The sequence below is a fragment of the Streptomyces sp. NPDC048255 genome, from assembly GCF_040652415.1.
Taxonomy (GTDB): Bacteria; Actinomycetota; Actinomycetes; order Streptomycetales; family Streptomycetaceae; genus Streptomyces.
The window spans coordinates 98,095-115,241 of the sequence record NZ_JBEZMA010000010.1; the positions used below are offsets into that span (position 1 = coordinate 98,095).

The 17,147-nt window shown below is 72.7% G+C and carries 13 protein-coding genes and 1 pseudogene; 8 read left to right on the forward strand and 6 right to left on the reverse strand.

Annotation, left to right across the window (positions count from 1 at the left end):
• Positions 1 to 66: 66 nt before the first annotated feature.
• Positions 67 to 999, reverse strand: a complete 933-nt coding sequence (locus AB0D94_RS11595) for an NAD(P)-binding domain-containing protein (RefSeq protein WP_362049507.1) — start codon at positions 997 to 999, stop codon at positions 67 to 69.
• Between AB0D94_RS11595 and AB0D94_RS11600 the strand changes: the two are divergent.
• A pseudogene (locus tag AB0D94_RS11600) lies at positions 886 to 1,200 on the forward strand (winged helix-turn-helix transcriptional regulator); the annotation flags it as partial. The gene AB0D94_RS11595 and the pseudogene AB0D94_RS11600 overlap by 114 nt on opposite strands.
• Positions 1,201 to 1,219: 19 nt before the next feature.
• On the opposite strand, the gene AB0D94_RS11605 reads toward AB0D94_RS11600, so the two are convergent.
• Positions 1,220 to 2,221 (reverse strand): serine/threonine-protein kinase, encoded by a 1,002-nt coding sequence (locus AB0D94_RS11605; RefSeq protein ID WP_362049358.1) that lies wholly within the window; start codon positions 2,219 to 2,221, stop codon positions 1,220 to 1,222.
• 300 nt (positions 2,222 to 2,521) lie between these two features.
• Here AB0D94_RS11605 and AB0D94_RS11610 point away from each other — a divergent pair, with 300 nt between their 5' ends.
• Positions 2,522 to 4,126, forward strand: a complete 1,605-nt coding sequence (locus AB0D94_RS11610) for an FAD-dependent monooxygenase (RefSeq protein WP_362049361.1) — start codon at positions 2,522 to 2,524, stop codon at positions 4,124 to 4,126.
• Between the two features lie 34 nt (positions 4,127 to 4,160).
• On the opposite strand, the gene AB0D94_RS11615 is transcribed toward AB0D94_RS11610, so the two are convergent.
• Positions 4,161 to 5,642: an AMP-binding protein gene (locus tag AB0D94_RS11615; protein ID WP_362049364.1), complete on the reverse strand. Its 1,482-nt coding sequence runs from the start codon at positions 5,640 to 5,642 to the stop codon at positions 4,161 to 4,163.
• 270 nt (positions 5,643 to 5,912) lie between these two features.
• On the opposite strand from AB0D94_RS11615, the gene AB0D94_RS11620 reads away from it, so the two are divergent.
• Positions 5,913 to 6,431 (forward strand): M23 family metallopeptidase, encoded by a 519-nt coding sequence (locus AB0D94_RS11620; RefSeq protein ID WP_362049367.1) that lies wholly within the window; start codon positions 5,913 to 5,915, stop codon positions 6,429 to 6,431.
• A 32-nt stretch (positions 6,432 to 6,463) separates the two neighbouring features.
• Here AB0D94_RS11620 and AB0D94_RS11625 read toward each other — a convergent pair whose 3' ends face one another.
• Positions 6,464 to 7,471, reverse strand: coding sequence for a GNAT family N-acetyltransferase (locus AB0D94_RS11625; protein ID WP_362049370.1), 1,008 nt, complete (start codon positions 7,469 to 7,471; stop codon positions 6,464 to 6,466).
• Between the two features lie 291 nt (positions 7,472 to 7,762).
• Between AB0D94_RS11625 and AB0D94_RS11630 the strand changes: the two genes are divergently transcribed.
• The 5 genes from AB0D94_RS11630 to AB0D94_RS11650 are packed head-to-tail and all read left to right on the forward strand — an operon-like array spanning position 7,763 to position 15,297.
• Positions 7,763 to 9,046 carry an AMP-binding protein gene (locus AB0D94_RS11630; protein ID WP_362049373.1) on the forward strand — a complete coding sequence of 428 codons (1,284 nt, stop codon included), beginning with the start codon at positions 7,763 to 7,765 and terminating at the stop codon, positions 9,044 to 9,046.
• Positions 9,043 to 10,437 carry an MFS transporter gene (locus tag AB0D94_RS11635; protein WP_362049376.1) on the forward strand — a complete coding sequence of 465 codons (1,395 nt, stop codon included), beginning with the start codon at positions 9,043 to 9,045 and terminating at the stop codon, positions 10,435 to 10,437. The genes AB0D94_RS11630 and AB0D94_RS11635 overlap by 4 nt, the downstream gene beginning before the upstream one ends.
• On the forward strand, positions 10,434 to 11,579 hold the full coding sequence (locus AB0D94_RS11640) for a GNAT family N-acetyltransferase (protein WP_362049379.1): 1,146 nt from the start codon (positions 10,434 to 10,436) through the stop codon (positions 11,577 to 11,579). Before AB0D94_RS11635 ends, AB0D94_RS11640 begins: the two co-directional genes overlap by 4 nt.
• 5 nt (positions 11,580 to 11,584) lie before the next feature.
• Positions 11,585 to 12,733, forward strand: coding sequence for an acyl-protein synthase (locus tag AB0D94_RS11645; RefSeq protein WP_362049510.1), 1,149 nt, complete (start codon positions 11,585 to 11,587; stop codon positions 12,731 to 12,733).
• Positions 12,730 to 15,297, forward strand: coding sequence for an acyl-CoA reductase (locus AB0D94_RS11650; protein ID WP_362049382.1), 2,568 nt, complete (start codon positions 12,730 to 12,732; stop codon positions 15,295 to 15,297). The genes AB0D94_RS11645 and AB0D94_RS11650 overlap by 4 nt, the downstream gene beginning before the upstream one ends.
• Before the next feature lie 63 nt (positions 15,298 to 15,360).
• Here the strand turns inward: AB0D94_RS11650 and AB0D94_RS11655 are convergent, their stop codons facing one another.
• Both AB0D94_RS11655 and AB0D94_RS11660 read right to left on the reverse strand, forming a co-directional pair.
• A complete protein-coding gene (locus tag AB0D94_RS11655; RefSeq protein WP_362049385.1) occupies positions 15,361 to 16,287 on the reverse strand; it encodes a hypothetical protein in 927 nt (308 codons plus the stop codon).
• A 95-nt stretch (positions 16,288 to 16,382) separates the two neighbouring features.
• The gene (locus AB0D94_RS11660) at positions 16,383 to 16,871 is read right to left on the reverse strand and encodes a GNAT family N-acetyltransferase (RefSeq protein WP_362049388.1); all 489 of its coding nucleotides are present in this window, start codon (positions 16,869 to 16,871) and stop codon (positions 16,383 to 16,385) included.
• Positions 16,872 to 17,147 lie beyond the last annotated feature (276 nt).

Here is a 17,147-nt window from a genome sequence, read left to right on the forward strand (position 1 = left end):
GCAGCGGCGGAGACGGAGGCAGCGGTGGAGGCGGAGGCTGAGTAGTCCGCTGGACGGTACCGGCAACTATGAGTTCGCGTGCCTGATGCTCTCGAAGATCCGGGCGAAGCCTTCCTCTCCATGGCCCGCATCGATCTGACGTCGGATGAGCCGCTGGACCATGTCGACCACCTCGGTGCTGATGCCCTGGTCCGAACTGGCGGCCAGGAAGTCACCGAGGTCGGAGAACTCCAGGCTCTGCTGCCCTTCGACGGTGTAGTCCCCGCCATCGATGACCGCGGCGAACCCTTCGAAGCCGCCGGTCATGGCGGTCAGCCAAGGGGTGGCCATGGCGGCGAACTCGCCCGCCGTCACACCGGCCGGCGCGACCATGGCGGCGCCGTGCAGGAATCCGGCGTACATGACGTACATGCCCGCGAGCAGGGCGAGGTCGTACAGGGACGCCAGCCCGGCATCTTCACCGAAGTAGGTACTGGTTCCCCACAGGTCGAGCAGCGGCTTGTACTGATGGAAGACTTCGGCCGATCCGCTGTAGAGGATCGATGACCCAGGCCGGCCGATCATCGGCGGAACGGCCATGATGCCGCCGTCCAGATACGCGACCCCGGCCCGGGCGGCCCAGGCGGCCAGCTCCCGAGACTGAGCCGGTGACGTCGTGGTGACGTTGATCAAGGTTCGTCCGGCCAGGTCGTCGGAGAGCGGATCGAGCACCTCGTGGACCGACGCGTGGTCCAGCAGGCATGCGATCACCAACCCGCCGGCCCGGACCGCGTCGCCGGCCGTGGCAGCGGCCTCCGCGCCCTGCGCGACGAGGTCTTCCGCCTTCCCCGGTGAGCGGTTCCAGACCGTTGTCGCGTATCCGGCCTTCACCAGTGCGCTCGCGAGAGCGGTAAATGGAAGCCGCTGATTCTCTGGGAGCTGCAGCACCACGGGATCCGCCGGTTCGCCGAGCTCCGGCGCGGTCTGCCGGGCGTCAGCGAGAAGATGCTGATCCAGCATCTGCGGGAAATGGAAGAAGACGGGCTCGTGCATCGTGAGGTGTACCGCGAGGTGCCACCGAAGGTCGAGTACTCCCTGACGGAGCACGGCGTCTCCCTCAACGCGGCCCTGGCCTCATTGGGAGAATGGGGCGGCGAACGCATGCGGCGGATCGGGGCCGAGAAGGTCTCCGTCGACGTTGCCGGGACAGCTTCGCGGTAGAAGCGCGCGATGTTCTCGGTCAGCTCGGTGATCCGCGCCACGAGGACGCCGCGGCCGAGCTCGACCTCGTACCCGGTGACGGCGGGCCCCCGACAGAAGCCGGTGCCGGTCGGGAGGAGCGGCCCAGCAGGCGCTGGGCCAGCCCTTGGAGCAGGCCCGGCCCGGGCAGGCCGCTCGTGGACGTGGCCAGGGCGAGGAGCCGGTCCCGTACGTTCGCGGCGCCCTCCGGACGCCCTGCGGGGTCCTTCGCCAGGAGCGCGAGGATCAGCTCCTCCAATGCCGCGGGAAGCCGGGGGTTGTACCGGCTCGGCGGCACCGGGGGTTCGGAGACGTGTTTGACGAGCAGGGCGACCCCGCTCGCGGCCATGAAGGGAGGGTGGCCGGTGACCAGGTTGTAGAGGACGCAGCCCAGGGAGTACAGGTCGCTGCGGTGGTCGACGGTGAGCGCCTGGGCCTGTTCCGGGGACATGAAGGCGGGGGTGCCGAGCGCCGCTCCGGTCGCGGTCAGTGCCGTCGCGGGCGCCGGGTCGTCGAGGAAGGAGGCGATGCCGAAGTCCAGCACCTTGGCCGTGCCGTCGGCCGTGACCATCACGTTCGCCGGTTTGAGGTCGCGGTGCAGGACGCCGGCGGCGTGGACCGTCGCCAGGGCGTCGCACACCTGCGCCGCCCAGCGCATGACGTCGTCCAGGCCGGGAGGGCCGTTGCTGATCACGAGGTCCAGGGGGTGCCCGGTGACCAGCTCCATCACGATGAACAGCAGGGGGTGGTCGTCGTCGACGCGGGTGGACCCGATGTCGTGGACGGTCACGATGTGCCGGCTCTGGAGTCCGGCGACGACCCTGGCCTCGTGCTCGAACCGGGCCGCGGCGTGCGCGTACCCTTCCCGCTGCCCGCCGGCCAGCGTCTTGACGGCGACCTCGCGGCCCAGTCTCTCGTCGTAGGCGCGCCAGACCTGGCCCATCCCGCCCGCGCCGATCAGACCGGCCACGCGGTAGCGACCGGCGATCCGTGTTCCCTGCACTTTCCCCCCTCTGAGGCGTACCCCTCACGGGAATCGCCTCGGGGATCTTATGTGGGCCCGGCGGCCCGTGCCGGGGTGGGGCGAGCCTCCTGGAACGGGTGCTCGTGCCGCGACGAGGGCGTTACGGACGGTGGTGCGGAGGCGATGGCGCCAGGGGGTGTCCGCGCGCTCGCGCCGGCGTTTGCGGCGGGCTGCCAGGAGCGGAAGATTGATCTCGTGACGGCTCAGCGCCGGGTGCGGCCACCGGTCAGCGGGGGCGGGCCCGCTCCCCGGGCCCGGAACGAGCGGGAGGAGCGCGACATGTCCGTGGCGGACACCGAGGTGGAGGTGCTGATCGTCGGCGGTGGGCCGGTCGGGCTCACCGCCCGGGCGCTGCTGGAACGCTGGGGCGTACGGACCTTGCTGGTCGAGAAGCACCGCGAGCTGTCGCCCTTCCCCCGGTCCCGGCTGGTCAACGCGCGCTCGATGGAGATCTTCCGCCAGCTCGGCCTCGCTGCCGAGATCACGGCCGGCGCCTTCGCACCGGAGTTCGGTCGCGTCCGTTTCCGCGACACGCTCCACGACAGCGACTTCGCCACCGCGGCGATGGTGGGGGTCGACGCGCCGATCCCCGACAGTCCGGTGATCGGCGTGGTCACCTCGCAGGATCGGCTGGAACCCATCCTGCTCGGTGCGGCGGACGCACGGGTGCGGTTCGAGGCCGAACTCGTCGACCTGGCCGAGGATTCCGCGGGCGTCGTGGCCCTGCTCGTCGACCGCCGCAGTGGTGAGGAGACGCGCGTGCGTGCCCGCTACCTCCTGGGCGCCGACGGCGCGAACTCCACCGTCCGGCAGCGGCTGGGAATCGACACCACCGGTCCCGGAGCGATGGCGGGCTTCACCACCGTCGTGTTCGACGCCGACCTCGGCCGCTGGTGCGCCGACCAGCCCGCCGGGGTCTACTTCACCGCTCACGGATCGCTGGCGCCGCTCTATCCCGAGGGCGGCTGGGCCTGGTTCGGTCCCACACCCGACGACGCCGAGCGCGTCGACTGGTCCGCGCTCGTCTCGCAGGCCCTCGGCCCGAGCGCCGGCGTACGGGCCGACGTGCTGCGCGTTCAGCACTGGGTGATGAACGCGTTCGTGGCCGAACGCTTCGGCCACGGCCGGGTCCTGCTGGCCGGGGACGCCGCGCACGCGATCCCCGTCTTCGGCGGCATGGGCATGAACGCCGGCCTCGCCGATGTGCACAACCTGTGCTGGAAGCTGGCGGGTGTCCTCCACGGGTGGGCCGGACCAGCCATGTTGGAAACCTACGAGACGGAACGACGGCCCGTGGCCCATCTGACGCTCCGCCGAGCGGTGGCCAACACCCAACTCGCGCTCCAGGTACTGAGCCGGCGCCACGAGCAGCGCCAGGCCGGCGAAGCAGTACCTACCCAGGTCGAACTGCCCTGGTCCGACCGGTACTTCGCCCAGCTCGGCCTGGTCCTGGGCGTCGCCTACCGCTCCGGCGCCGTCCTCACCGACGGCGGCGCCCCGGGGGAGCCGACCGAGCCGACCGAGGTGGGAACGGACTACGTCCCCACCGCGGAGCCCGGTCACCGCATGCCGCACCTCTGGCTCACGCCCGGCCGCTCCACGCTCGACGCCTTCGGCGAATGGTTCACCCTGTTCACCCCGGACCCCGCCCACAGGGAGCGCCGAGCCGCCGCGGCATGGCCGCTGCGCGTCGAGACCCTCACCGGCGAGCAGAGCGACCTCTGCGGCCTCCCCCTGCACGGGGCGCTGCTCGTGCGGCCCGACGGCCACATCGGCGCCCGCTGGCGCGACCGTCCACCGGGCGATTCCGAACTCCGCCAGGCGCTCACCGCCATCACCGGCATCACCGGCATCACCGGCATCACCGGCACGGTATCCGCATAAGCGTCGCAGGCCTGCCCCTCCCCCGTCCGCTTCCTCACACCAGGCGGGCCCGCAGCTGGTTCTTGTCCGGCTTGCCCGCGGCCGTGAGGGGCATCCGGTCGATCCAGTGGACGGCGACCGGTTCGTGGACCGGAGTCAGCTCCCGCACCACCAGGCGCAAGGCTTCGGCCGCCACCGAATCGCCGGCCGTGCTTGCGGCGGCGGGGACGAGGAAGGCGTGGATCTCCTCGCCGGTGCGCTCACTGCCGCGGCCGACCACGGCAGCCTGGCCCACAGCCGGGTGGCGGGTGAGGGCGGCCTCGATGGGGGCGCTGTAGCAGTCGTGGCCGTTGACGGTGACCACGTCGTTCAGGCGGTCGACCAGGTACAGGTAGCCGTCGTCGTCCACATAGCCGAGGTCGCCGGTGCGCAGCCAGCCGTTGCACAGGGTCCGCGCGGTCAGTTCGGGGCGGCGCCAGTAGCCGGCCATCATGCCGGTCGAGCGCACGTTCACCTCGCCGACCCGGCCGGGCGGCAGTGAAGTGCCGGACGGGTCCTGGATGTCGACCGCGGTGCCGGGACGGGGCCGGCCGACCGAGCCGAGCAGGTGGGGCCGGCTCCGCAGCGCGGTGGTGTGGTCCTCGGGGCTGAGCACGGTGACCGGCCCGGACTCGATCGATCCGTAGCCCTGCCGGAGGATCGGACCGAACCGGTCGGCCGCCTCGCGCAGGCGGGCCGGGGAGGTCCGTGAGGTCCCGTAGCCGAGGGAGACCAGGCCCGGTACTCCGCGGCTGGTCGCGGGGTGGTCCAGCAACGCGTAGAGCATGTGCGGGGAGAGGTAGGTCGCGACCGGGGCGGATCGCGCACACGCGTCCAGCAGCGCCTCGGGGGAGAACTCTTCGAGCATCTCCACGCGGACCCCTTTGTAGAGGTATTCCAGGGCCAGCCAGCCGGACCAGGTCACGGACAGGTAGGTGAGGCCCGCAGGGGTGGTGCGGTCCCACTCGTGCCACCACGACCCCCGCAGGGCCTGGAGCGCACCGTACGTCCCGGCCGCACCCTTGTGCCGGCCGGTGGTCCCGCCGGTGTAGGTGATACGGGCGATGTCCTCGTCCCGTGCCCGCACCGGCAGGGGGTCGGCGGACAGTGCGCCTGCCAGGTCCATCAGGTCGTCGATGGACAGGGCCAACGGGGCTGCGATCATGGGCAGTTCGGACTCGGAGACCACCAGAGCCGGTTCGGCGTCGTGCACGATGTGAGCGAGAACGTGGTCGACGAGCCCGCTCCGCACCGGGGTGAACCGGGCGCCGAGCACGTACGCGGCCAGCCGGACGAAGAGCGCCTCCGGTCGGTCGCCGGCCACGCAGACGACCCCGCTGCCCCGGCCGACACCGAGTCCGTCCAGCGCGCGGGCGATCCGGTGGACGGAGTCCAGACCGCGGCGGAAGGTGAGCGTGCCGCCCCTGAAGGTGGTGGCGGGTCGGTCCCCGAAGCGTTCGAACGCATCGAGCGTGTCGACGACGAAGCGGGCCGGCATGGTGCGCCTCCTGGGAGCGGATCGAACAGCTCCCCTCCTTCCCTTCGGCGACGGGGGCAGAACTCAGCCAGTCGGGTGCAATGGGGTCTTCCAGACGGGCAGGGAGCCGCTTGATCTCGACCGGGCCGCGGAAGAGATCGAGCCGGAACCAGAAACACCGACCATCCGGACATCGCGCAACGCGAAGGGCGGCTCATGCCTGATCGGCTTTCCCCGGAGGAGCCCGCTCCCCACCGGCGTGTCCCGGACCTCTGTTTTCCCCTCAGGTGCGTGGCCTGGTCCGCTTATGCGGGCGACCGCGATCTGATCGGGGAGGACGACGGGGAGACCGGCCGTGGCGGCTGGCACTTCCGACGGGGCCCGAACCACGTCCACCGTGGGATCGACCTGCGGAGCGCCGTCGGGCACGAGGTGGTCGCGGTCGAGGACGGGATCGCGGAGTACCGCTCGGCCACCGTCCTGCCGGGGGTCCGCGGCTGGAACGCGGCGGGCCACCGCGTCCGGCTGAGCGGTCGCAGTGGAGCCGGGTACCAGTACTTCCATCTGGGCTCGCACATGGCGTCCACCGTCGATGCCTTTCCCCCTGGCGTCCGCAGCGGGGACGTCCACGCCGTGCGCGCCGGCGAGGTGTTGGGCTACGCGGGCCATACCGGCGGCTCGGTGGCGACCGGGCTCCTCATCCCCGCCTCCGCGGTACACCTGCACTTCCAGTACCACCCGTGGGGAGTCGACGGTGAGGACCGCAACCCCGCGCGGCTGTTCGAACGGTTGGGCGCTCCGAAGGACTGACCTCTCCTTCAGTCTCTCCTTGAGCCTCTCCTTCACCTGCCGCCGGTGACCTCACGCTCCCATTTGCTCCACGGCACGTCCGGGGTGAATTCGATCATCCGGTTGACCCGGACCATGGCCTCGTTGGCGTCCGCGTTCGACGTGTGGACCATCGTCAGGCGCGGCTCCCGCTGTCGCGCCCAGAGCAGGTTCTCGATCTTGAGGAGGAGACCCAGGCGCCGGCCCCGGTGCTCCGGCAGCACGAACGTGTCCCACTGCTCCGCGGTCCCCGGCGGGATGTCCGTGGGCTGAGCCAGACAGGTGTAGCCGACCAGGGTGTCACCGGCGTCCACCGCGGCCGTGGTGTAGCGGCGGAGGCCCAGGGCGTCGAGCACCCCCTCCAGGTCGCGGACCCGCTGGACGTCGTAGCCGGCTTGCCCCCAGGCGAGGGCGTCATGGGGCACATCGGTGGACATGCGGCCGAACGCCCGCGCGAAGTCCCGCACGTACCGCTCGGGAGTGGCGTCGACCCAGCTCACCAGCGAGTAGCCACGCGCTCGGGCACGCACCTCGCCCAGCAGCGGGGCGTAGCGGGTACGGAGGTCCTGCCCCGCCGGCAGATCGAGCCGCCAACGGCGTTCCCGGGTGACCCGGCGAAACCCCAGAGCGGCGAGGAACGCGTGGCCCGGCCCGGGCTCCGGATTCTCGATCACGATCCTGGTGCGCCCGGCCCTGTGGGATTCGTCGCTCAGGTACCGCAGCAGGGTCCGCCCCACGCCGAGCCGGCGGCTCCCGGGCAGCACCCACCCCCAGGCACAGGCCACATCCCGGTTCTCGTGGTGGAAGAGCTTCAGCCGGGCCGCACCCACGGCACGCGGTCCGTCAATCGCCAGGTAGACCCGCTCCTCACAACCCGGCCACGGAGTGCGCGGCCGACCGGTCCACACCCGCGCGGAAGGCGGCGGGGCGTCCGGGGAATCGTGCTTCTCCACGGCGTCGACCACCTCGAACCACCGCCGCAACCCGGCGCCGTCCGAGGACCCGATACGCAGAATTTCCATGTCCGTCACTCAACCCGCCTTCTTCGCCGATCACCACCGGAGCTGCCCCGTCAGCAGGGGAAGCAAAAATACTGACCAGTACAGCCGCACTGGCCGGAAATCCTGGGTCAATTTGGTGACTAGCCCGCTGATGTTTCATCATCGTGACTGCACGTCAGTTCGACGTGCGTCGAGGAGGCGGGGGCGCCGGGGGGTCCCCCGTTCACACCGGTCGATCCCGCAGGCGAGTCCTCGCTCTCGCCGCGCCCCGCCGTGGCTCCCGTCCCATTACCGTCACCTAGGCAAAGGCCCATGTCCGCCCAGCAACTCTCGGACCTCATACGTTTCGCCCGTCACAACTCGCCCTTCTACCGGGACCTCTACGCGTCCCTGCCACCGCACGCCGACCGCCTCACCGACCTGCCGGTGGTCGACCAGCAGGAGTTCTGGGAAGCCAACTCCCTGCACGAGAGCCGCGTGTTGACCGGCCCGCTCAGCGAGGCCACGGTCTACAAGACCGGCGGCACCACCGGGGCCCCCAAGTTCTCCGTCTACACCCGCGACGAGTGGCGCACCTTCGTCACCTCCTTCGGCCAGGGTCTCGTGGACGCCGGTCTGCGCCCGGGACACCGCGTCGCCGACCTCTTCTACGCCGGGGAGCTGTACGCCAGCTTCCTCTTCGTCCTCGACTCGCTCGCCCACGCGCCCGTGGACAACGTCCGCCTGCCCATCGGCGGCGGCGCGCCGCTGGAGTCGACGATCCCCACCCTGCGCGACCTCTCCGCCCAGGTGGTGGCCGGCACGCCCACCACCCTGTGCAGGCTCGCCGAACAGGTCGTCTCATCCGGTGTCCGGCTCGACTCGGTGGAGTTGCTGCTGTTCGGCGGCGAGGCCCTCTTCGACGACCAACGGCGCCTGCTGGCCAGCGCGTTCCCGCGCGCCGAGGCCCGTTCCGTCGGCTACGCCAGCGTCGACGCCGGCCTGCTCGGCCGCCCCGTCCCCGGCTCCGACGCCCGGGTGCACCGGGCCTTCACCCCGTACTCGGTCGTCGAGATCCTCGACGACTCCACCGGCGAGCCCGTCACCGAGCCGGGGCGGCCCGGCCGGGTCGTCGTCACCAGCCTCTTCCGCCGCCTCATGCCGATCATCCGCTACCCCGCCGGCGACCGGGCCGAGTGGACCGGCACCGGGCCCGGACACTTCAGGATCCTCGGCCGCGCCGAGGAGGGCGTACGGGTCGGCCCCGTCTCCCTCTACACCCAGGACGCCCAGGACGCCGTGGCCGCGGCGGACACCGCCGGGCAGGTGGTCGGCATGCAGCTCGTCGTCCGCCGCTGGGACGGCCGCGACGGGCTCGTCCTGCGGCTGGCGACGGCCCCCGGCGAAGATGCCCGCGGCGAGGCCGCGGGAGGCCGGGAAGCGCTGGCCGAGGCCGTGGTCACGGAGCTGGAGACCGTACGGCCGCTGTATCCGGACAGTGTGCGCGCCGGGTTCGTGCACCCGCTGTCCGTGGAGTGGGCACGCCACCGTGACCTCGCCGTCAACCCGCGCTCGGGCAAGCTCGTCCGGGTCCTCGACGAGAGGCCGACCGCATGACCGCCGCTCCCGCACCCGAGGCCGTGGACGAGACCGAGGCCGAAGCCGGAACCGGGGCCGCCGGGTCCGAAGCCCGCGCCGCGGCCGACGGCCGGCGCGCTCCGCTGATCCTGCGCAACCGCGCCTTCGCCGCCGTGTGGCTCGGCCAGGTCCTCACCCAGGCCGCCGTCCGCATGTTCCAGGTCGGCGTGTCCTGGTGGATCGTCGCCTACGCCGTGCGCGAGGCCCCCGGTCTGGCCTCCGGGCTGTTCATGGCGGCCTGCACGCTGCCCGCCGTGGCGCTGGCGCCCGTCGTGGCCGGGGCCGTCGCCCGGTTCGCCCACCGTTCGGTCCTGCGGACCGCCGCCGGCCTGGCCGGGGCCGCCTCCTGCGTCCTCGCGCTGTGGGCCTACGGCGGCGGCCTGCCGGTCGCCGCCGTGTACGCCGCGGCTCTCGCCCTGGCCACCTGCCAGGCGTTCTTCGACCCCTGCCTGACCACCTCGGTGCCCGAGCTGGTCGACGACGCCGACATCGAGACGGCCACCGGCTTCGAGCTGTCCACCCAGTCCCTGGCCGGGCTCGGCGGAGCGCTGCTCGGCGCCCTGACCGTGGACCGGGCCGGTGTGGCCGGGCTGGCCGTCGGCTGCGCGGCCGCCTACCTCGGCGCCGCCGTCCTCGTCGCGAGCGCCCGCTTCCGCACCGCCGCGACCTCGACGACCACCCCCTCCGCCCCGTCCGACCCGTCCGACCCGTCCGACCCGTCGGCCGCCGTGCCCCAGCGGCGCACGCTCCGCCGCATCCTCGGCGAACTGCCCTACGTACGGCGGATCCTGATCTGCTTCACCGCGGCGAACCTCTTCACCACCGCTGTGTTCGTCGTCATCCCCCTCTACACCCGCTCGGTCCTCCAGGGCGGCGGCGGCACCGTGGCGCTGCTGGAGGCCTCCCTGGGCGCCGGTGCGCTCGTCGGCGCCTTCACCGGCACCCGCGTGCCGGGGCGCCCCACGGTCGCCGGCGCCTACTGCCTGGGCCTGATGGCCCTCGCCCTGGCGCTGCCCGGGCTGGTCACGCACCGCCTGGCCGTCGCGGGCTGCCTGGCCGTGGCCGGCTGGTGCGCCGGGGCCGTCAGCGTCCGCTTCGTGGCCCTCTTCCAGAGGCTGGTGCCGACGGCGGACAAGCCCGGCTTCTTCGCCGTGATGCAGGCCGTACTGGGCGCCTCCCTGCCGGTGGCGTCCCTCCTGTTCGGCTCCGCAGGGGACTTCCTCTCGCCCCAGACGCTGTGCCTGGTGCAGGGCCTCGGCCTGGTCCCCGCCGCCTGCGCGCTGGCCCTGCTGGGGTCCCGTACCCCCGAGCCCCCGGCCGCGGACGCGGCGGCCGACCCCGGCGCCGGACCCGTAGGAGGCCAGCGGTGAATCCCGTCATCACCCCGGCCGCCCCCGCGGACATCGCCGAACTGCGCCAGCTCTACTACGCCGTCTACGGGCCGCACTACCCCGTGGCCCTCGGCACCGACCCGGCCGAGATGGCCCGGCTCATCGCGGACCCGTACTCCCTGTGGCTCGTCGGCCGCTGCGCCGACACCGGCGCCCTGACCGCGTCCGCCGCCATCCACGGCGAGGCGGGCAGCCGCATCGGCCGCCTGGAAGGCATCGCCGTCCACCCCGGGCACCGCTCGGCGGGCCTGGCAGCCGCCCTGACCGAGGCGCTGTGCGCCGGGATGCTGGACTCGGGGCGGCTGGACTCGGTGTACGCGACCGTACGCACCGTCAGCGCCGGTCCGCAGCGCGTCGTCGCGCGCAACGGCTTCCGCCCGCTGGGCGTCCTGCCCAACGCGGTGGATCTGCGCAGCCGCGAAAGCCTCGCGCTCTACGCGCGTCACTCCGCGGGTGTGCTCGACCGCCGGATCCCCGTCACCGAAGTGCCCGCCCCGCTGCTGCCGTTGCTGCGTACGGCCGAGGCCGCGCTCGGCATCGGCTACCCGGGGGTCCGCGCCGCCGCTGCCCCGCTCCCGGCGCCCGCGCCGCAAGGGGCCGTCGAGCGGCTGGAGATGATCGAGGCGCCGGCCTTCGTACGCCGCCGCTTCCGCGAGCGGTTCCCGGGCGCCGAGGGCTGGTTCTACCCGCTGCACACCCCGAACGTCCTGCTCACCCCCGAGGACGGCCGGTTCGAGGTCTACGCCTACCTCAACCGGGCCGGCGGGTACTGCTCCCTGCTGACCGCCCACCCCGACCCGGCCGCCGCGGCCGCCTACCTCGAACCCGTGACCCGGGCCCTGGCCCGTGCGGGCGCCGGCTACGTCGAGGCCCTGGTACCGCTCGCCCACCAGGAGGCCCTCTCGGCCTTCCTGGCCCAGGGGTTCGTGGCCGGCGCCCTCTACCCGGCGATGCGCGCGGACGGCGACGGCTTCCACGACTACGCCGTCCTGTCCCGTTCCAGCGAGCGCATCGACTTCCGCGGCGTCGCCGTCGAACCGCCCCTCCAGCCCTATCTGGACTGCTACGTGTCGGCCTGGGCGTCGACGCACCTGCCCACATCATCCGAGGTTGCCTCATGAGCCCCATGAACCCCCATCTCGCGCCGGTCGCCGTACCAGACCCGGCCCTCCTGCCGCACGTACAACAGCTGTGCGACCTGACCGATCCGTACGCCTGCGGCCCCGCGGAGGACGAACTGTTCGCCGCCGCCATGGCGGAGACCAACGCCTGGCACACCGAACGCTCCCCGTTCTTCCGCTCCCTGCACGAGGCCACTCCCCCGGCGCAGCCGTACCGCGCCCCGCTCGTCCACGCGAACTTCTTCAAACGGCACGAGGTGCTCTCCATCCCGCGCGAGGACGTCGAGCTGCACCTGACCTCCTCCGGCACCACCGGCCAGAAGTCGCAGATGTTCTTCGACCACTGGACCATCCGCTCCGCGCAGCGCATGGTCGCCCGGATCTTCGAGCGCAACGGCTGGATCACCCCCGAACAGGAGGTCAACTACCTCCTGTACAGCTACGAGCCGGCCCCGTCCCTGAATCTCGGGACCGCCTTCACCGACAACTACCTGTGCGATTTCGCCCCGGCGCGCAGCGTCGAGTACGCGCTGCGCAACACCGGCGGCGACCACGAGTTCGACCCCTTCGGCTGCATCGCGGCGCTGCGCCGCTTCGAGCGGGAGGACGCCCCGGTCCGCATCCTCGGCTTCCCCGCCTTCCTCTTCTTCACCCTGGAGCGGATGCGGGCCATGGGACTGCCCCCGCTGCGCCTGCCCGAGGGCTCCCTCGTCGTCCTCGGCGGCGGCTGGAAGGGGCACGCCGACCGGCGCATCGGCAAGGAGGAGCTGTACGCCCGCGTCACCGAGCAGCTCGGCATCCCGGGTGAGCGGATCCGGGACACCTTCGGGTCGGTGGAGCACTGCATCCCGTACATCGAGTGCGACCACCACCGGCTGCACGCACCCGTCTGGTCCCGGGTGACGATCCGCTCCACCCGCACGCTCGAACCCCTGCCGTACGGGGAGCGGGGCTACCTGCACCTCGTGTCGCCGTACATCACCTCGGTGCCGGCACAGAGCGTGGTCATGGGCGACCTCGCCTCCCTCCAGCCGGGCGACGCCTGCGGGTGCGAGCTCCAGACCCCCTGGTTCACCGTGCACGGCCGTGCCGGGGTGAGCCGCAACCGCAGCTGCGCGGTGGCCGCAGCGGAACTGATGAAGGGCATGGCGTGACCGTGACGGAGACCAAGGCCGCGTACGAGCACCACGACGACGGCGCGGGCGCCGCGCACCACTACTGGCAGGGCGCCTTCATCGGCGACGAGGAGGCCGGGCGCCGCCTCGCCGAGCTGCCGGCCGCCGTCGAGGCGGCGCTGGCCACGGTGCTGGAGACCGAGACAGTGCTCGCCGCCTGCGACGCCCTCGCCACCGCCCTGCGCGACCCGGCCCACCCGGTGCGCGCCCGGCTCGCGGCGCACCTGCCCGAGGGGGAGGACCCGGCCGTCCTGGCCGAGCTCGGGGGGCTCCTCGGCCGGCGCGAGCTGACCCGCAAGCTGCGCCGGGAACTCGGCAGCGCGACGCCCGGGCGGCTGGACCGGGCGGATCCGCGCGAGACGGTCTACGAGGCGTGGGCGCCCGTCGGCCTGGTCGCCCACATCGCGCCGGGCAACGCCGCGACGGTCGCCCCGCTGAGCATCGTCGAGGGCCTGCTGGCCGGGAACGTCAACATCCTCAAGACCAGCAGCGCCGACACCCTGCTGACCCAGCACCTGATGGCCGAGCTCGCGGCCCTGGACCCCAGCGGCGCACTGGCCGCGCGGGTGCTCGTCCTGCGCTTCCCGTCCGCCCGGCAGGAGTGGCTGCGCCTGATGTGCGCGCCCGCGGACGCCGTCGCCGTATGGGGCGGGGAAGGCGCCGTCGAAGGAGTGGCGGCCCATGTGCCGGCCGGCTGCCGGCTGGTGGAGTGGGGGCACCGGATCTCCTTCGCGTACCTGACGGGTGACGCCTGGTCGGATTCCGTGACGCTCGGCGCCCTCGCCGACGACGTGTGCCTGCACGAGCAGCAGGCGTGTTCCAGCCCGCAGGTGGTCTACCTCGACACCGAGGACGAGGCCGAGGTGTTCGCCTTCGCCGAGCGGTTCGCCGCCGTCCTCGCGGCCCGGCCGGCGGCCGTGACCGCTGCTTCGGCGGGCGAGGCGGGCGAGCCGGATCCCGCCGAGGAAGCCGAGCTGACCACCACCGAGCTGGTGGCCCGGCTGGAGGAACACCTCGGCCTGACCCGGGTGTTCGCCGCACCCGACGGCTCGTGGCGGGTCATGGCCGACACCCGGTCCCCGCTCACCGCCTCGCCGCTGCACCGCAGTGTGTGGGTCAAGCCGCTGCCCCGAGAGCGGATGATCGCCACGCTGCGGCCGATGCGGCGCTACCTCCAGACGGCGGGCCTCGCGGGCAGCCGCACCGACATCGCCGAGCTGTCCCGCACCGCCCTGGCCGCGGGCGTCACCCGCGTCACGCCGGTCGGCGCCATGCTGGAGAGCTACGCGGGCGAGCCGCACGACGGGGTGTACGCCCTCCAGCGCTACAGCCGCCGCGTCGCGGTCCAGGCCGACCCGGACCGCTTCGCCACCACCGCCTGCCTGGACGACCTGGCCCGGCCGGTGGTCCTGCCGCGGCCCGCGGGCCCGCTGCTGGGCAAGGAGGACGTTCAGGAGCCGGCCCGGGAGCTGGCGCGGGCCGATGCCGAGCTGTACTTCCGCAGCGGCGGCAGCACGGGCGCGCCGGCGCTGTCGGTGTTCAGTTACGACGACTACGACACCCAGATGCACGCCGCCGCGCGCGGCCTGCTCGCCGCCGGCTACGACCCGGTCGGGGACCGCACCGCGAACCTCTTCTACTGCGGCGGCATGTACGGCAGTTTCATCAGCTTCTTCTCCGTGCTGGAACGGCTGGGCGGGGTGCAACTGCCGCTGTCCGCGGGCCCGGACCACCGGGCGACGGCCCAGGCCCTCATCGACCACGGGGCCGACACCCTCTTCGGTATGCCCTCCTACCTGTGGCAGCTGCTGCACGCGGAGGCGGACGCGCTGCGCGCGTACGGAGGCCTGCGGAAGGTCTTCTACGGCGGCGAGCACTTCACGCAGGAGCAGCAGCGCACCCTGAAGGACACGTTCGGGATCGAGGTCGTCCGCTCGATCACCTACGGCAGCACCGACCTCGGCCCGCTGGGCTACCAGTGCACCGAGAGCTCCGGCGGGGTCCACCACCTGCACGCGGACCTCCACACGATGGAGATCCTGGACCTGGCCGAGGACCGGCCGGTGGCCCCGGGCGAGACGGGCCGGCTGGTCTTCACCACGCACGCACGGCGCGGGCAGCAGCTCGGCCGGTACGTGATAGGCGACCTGGGCCGGGAGATCCCGGGCCGCTGCCCCTGCGGCCGGCACGCGCCGCGCTTCGAGCTGAGGGGGCGCACCGGTGACGTGATGCGGGTGGCGACGTACTTCCTCAACCACCGCCGGATCCTGACCCTGGCCGAGGAACGGGGCGGCCTGCGGGGCGAGTTGCAGATCCGGCTCGACCGTACGGACGCGTGCGAGCGGCTGACCGTACGGGTGGAACGGGCCGGGGCGCCGGACCCCCAGCGGTTGCGGGACGTGTTCCTGACCGGCTACCCGGAGCTCGGCTCGGCGGTGACGGAGGGGCTGCTGGACCTGGTGGTCGAGCCGGTCGACGGCGCGTCACTGGACCGCAGCCCGACCAGCGGCAAGCTCCTCGCGGTGGTGGACGCGCGCCGCTAGGGCCTCGTTCGGGGGGCGTCCGGTCCTGTTCCGCGGACCAGGACCGGACGCCCCCCCGTCTTCTCAGGCCTCGCGCAGCAGGGCCGGGAGCGGAAGGGCCGCGGCGTCGTGTGCGGGCCGTGAGAGGTGGAACGCGGTGTGGTAGTAGCCGTCGCTCTCCTTGCCACGGGGGTCCTCGCCGAGGGCGGTCACCGCGTCGACGGCGTGCTGCTGCTCCTGCGCGCTCGTGAAGCGGCGTTGCCGGTACGTGGGGGCCTCCGCCTTCTCCGTGACCAGCCCGAAGGGGGTCAGTCCGTCGGCGATGCTCTGGTAGGAGCCGGTGCGCAGGACGAACGCCGCGACCCACACCTCGCGGTGGGCGGCGGACAGGAGCGGCCGGAAGGTGCGGGGGGACAGGAAGCTGGCGCCGCCGGTGACGGTGATCAGCCCCACCGTCTGCGCGGCCTTGAGGAGGGCGGCGCCGGAGGGATCCTCCTCCAGGTCCTCGGCGAATCCCTCGTCGAGCAGGCCGACGGCGAGTGCGTAGCCGATGGCGTTGGCGGCCCGGTCGAGTCCGATCATCCGTACGGCGTCGGGGCGCCGGCGGGCCGCGAAGTAGGCCCGGTCCCGCTCGATGAGCTCTGCCGTGGTGAGTGCGGCCGCCTGCGGCGAGGTGTAGTGGGCGGAGAGCTCTTCCAGGGTCAGGTCGTGGTTGAGGAGGGCCGCGTTGATGCCGTACGAGCAGCAGATGTCCAGTACCGCGAGCGGATCGCCGCCGTCGGCCCGTGTGCGGGCGGCGGCCAGGCGGCGGAACACCCCCTGTGCGTGGTGCGGCGTCTGGTACTCCCAGCGTCCGAGGTCGCGGAAGAAGTCCCTGGGGTCGGGCCGGTCGTAGATCTGGTCGAACGAAGTCATCTTCTGCTGACCGGGGGCGGCGGCCCGGGCTCCGCCCTCGCCGGTCTCCTGGCCGGCCGCCTCGCCGCTCTCGCCCGTGCTCCCCGGATGGGTCATCGCATCCCGCCCTCCTCCTGAGCCAACGCGTCCGGTCAAGCAATAGCTGCTGACCCTCGCGCGGGGAAGGGGGCACCGGCGGAACCAGCCACGGATCACGCGGTCGCGGAGGACTGACCGGCCGGGTTCCAGCGGTAGGTCGCGTCGGGCTCGTTCTCCTCGTTGCGGCTGCCGTCGTCGGTGCCGACGAGCTCGAAGCCGTGCCGCACGTAGAAGGCGATGGCGGCCTCGTTGCGCTGGAAGACGTTCAGCGAGAGGCCTTCGGGCGCGGCGGCACGCACCTCCTCCAGCAGCCGGGTGCCGATGCCCTGACGGCGGGCCCCGGGCAGCAGGTAGAGGTGCTCCAGCATGTCGTCCTCCAGGGCCGCGAACCCGAGGATCTCCTGCGCGGCCGTGCCGACGGCGACCCACACCCGGCTGTGGGGGAGCACGACGTGGGTGATCCAGGCGAGCGTGTCCTCGTCGCTGTGAATGCGCGGGAGGTAGGGCATCGCCGCGCTGCGGGAGGCCAGGAACAGCCGGGTGATCTCCTCGGCATCGGAGGGTACGGCGGGACGGAGCTCGAAGTCGGTCACTGAGGTCATGGGATCGGCTCCTCATTCTGGGGCTTTTGGACCGGGCGGGTACGGGACGGCGTTGAACTGTAAATGATCAGATGCGGCCAACAGGACCGGGGGGCAGGGGCGTAGGGGGAGCCGATCGGGACCGCCGGCTGCCCGACGCTTCGCCGCCGGTCCGACGCGGCCCGGGGGCGTCCGGATCAGCCGCATGGCCCCGCGCGGGCAGCGGCGCCGCGCCGGGGTGATCGGCGAGCCTGGGAGCAGTGGCTCCAGGCCCCGCTCCAGCCACTACGGCGACAC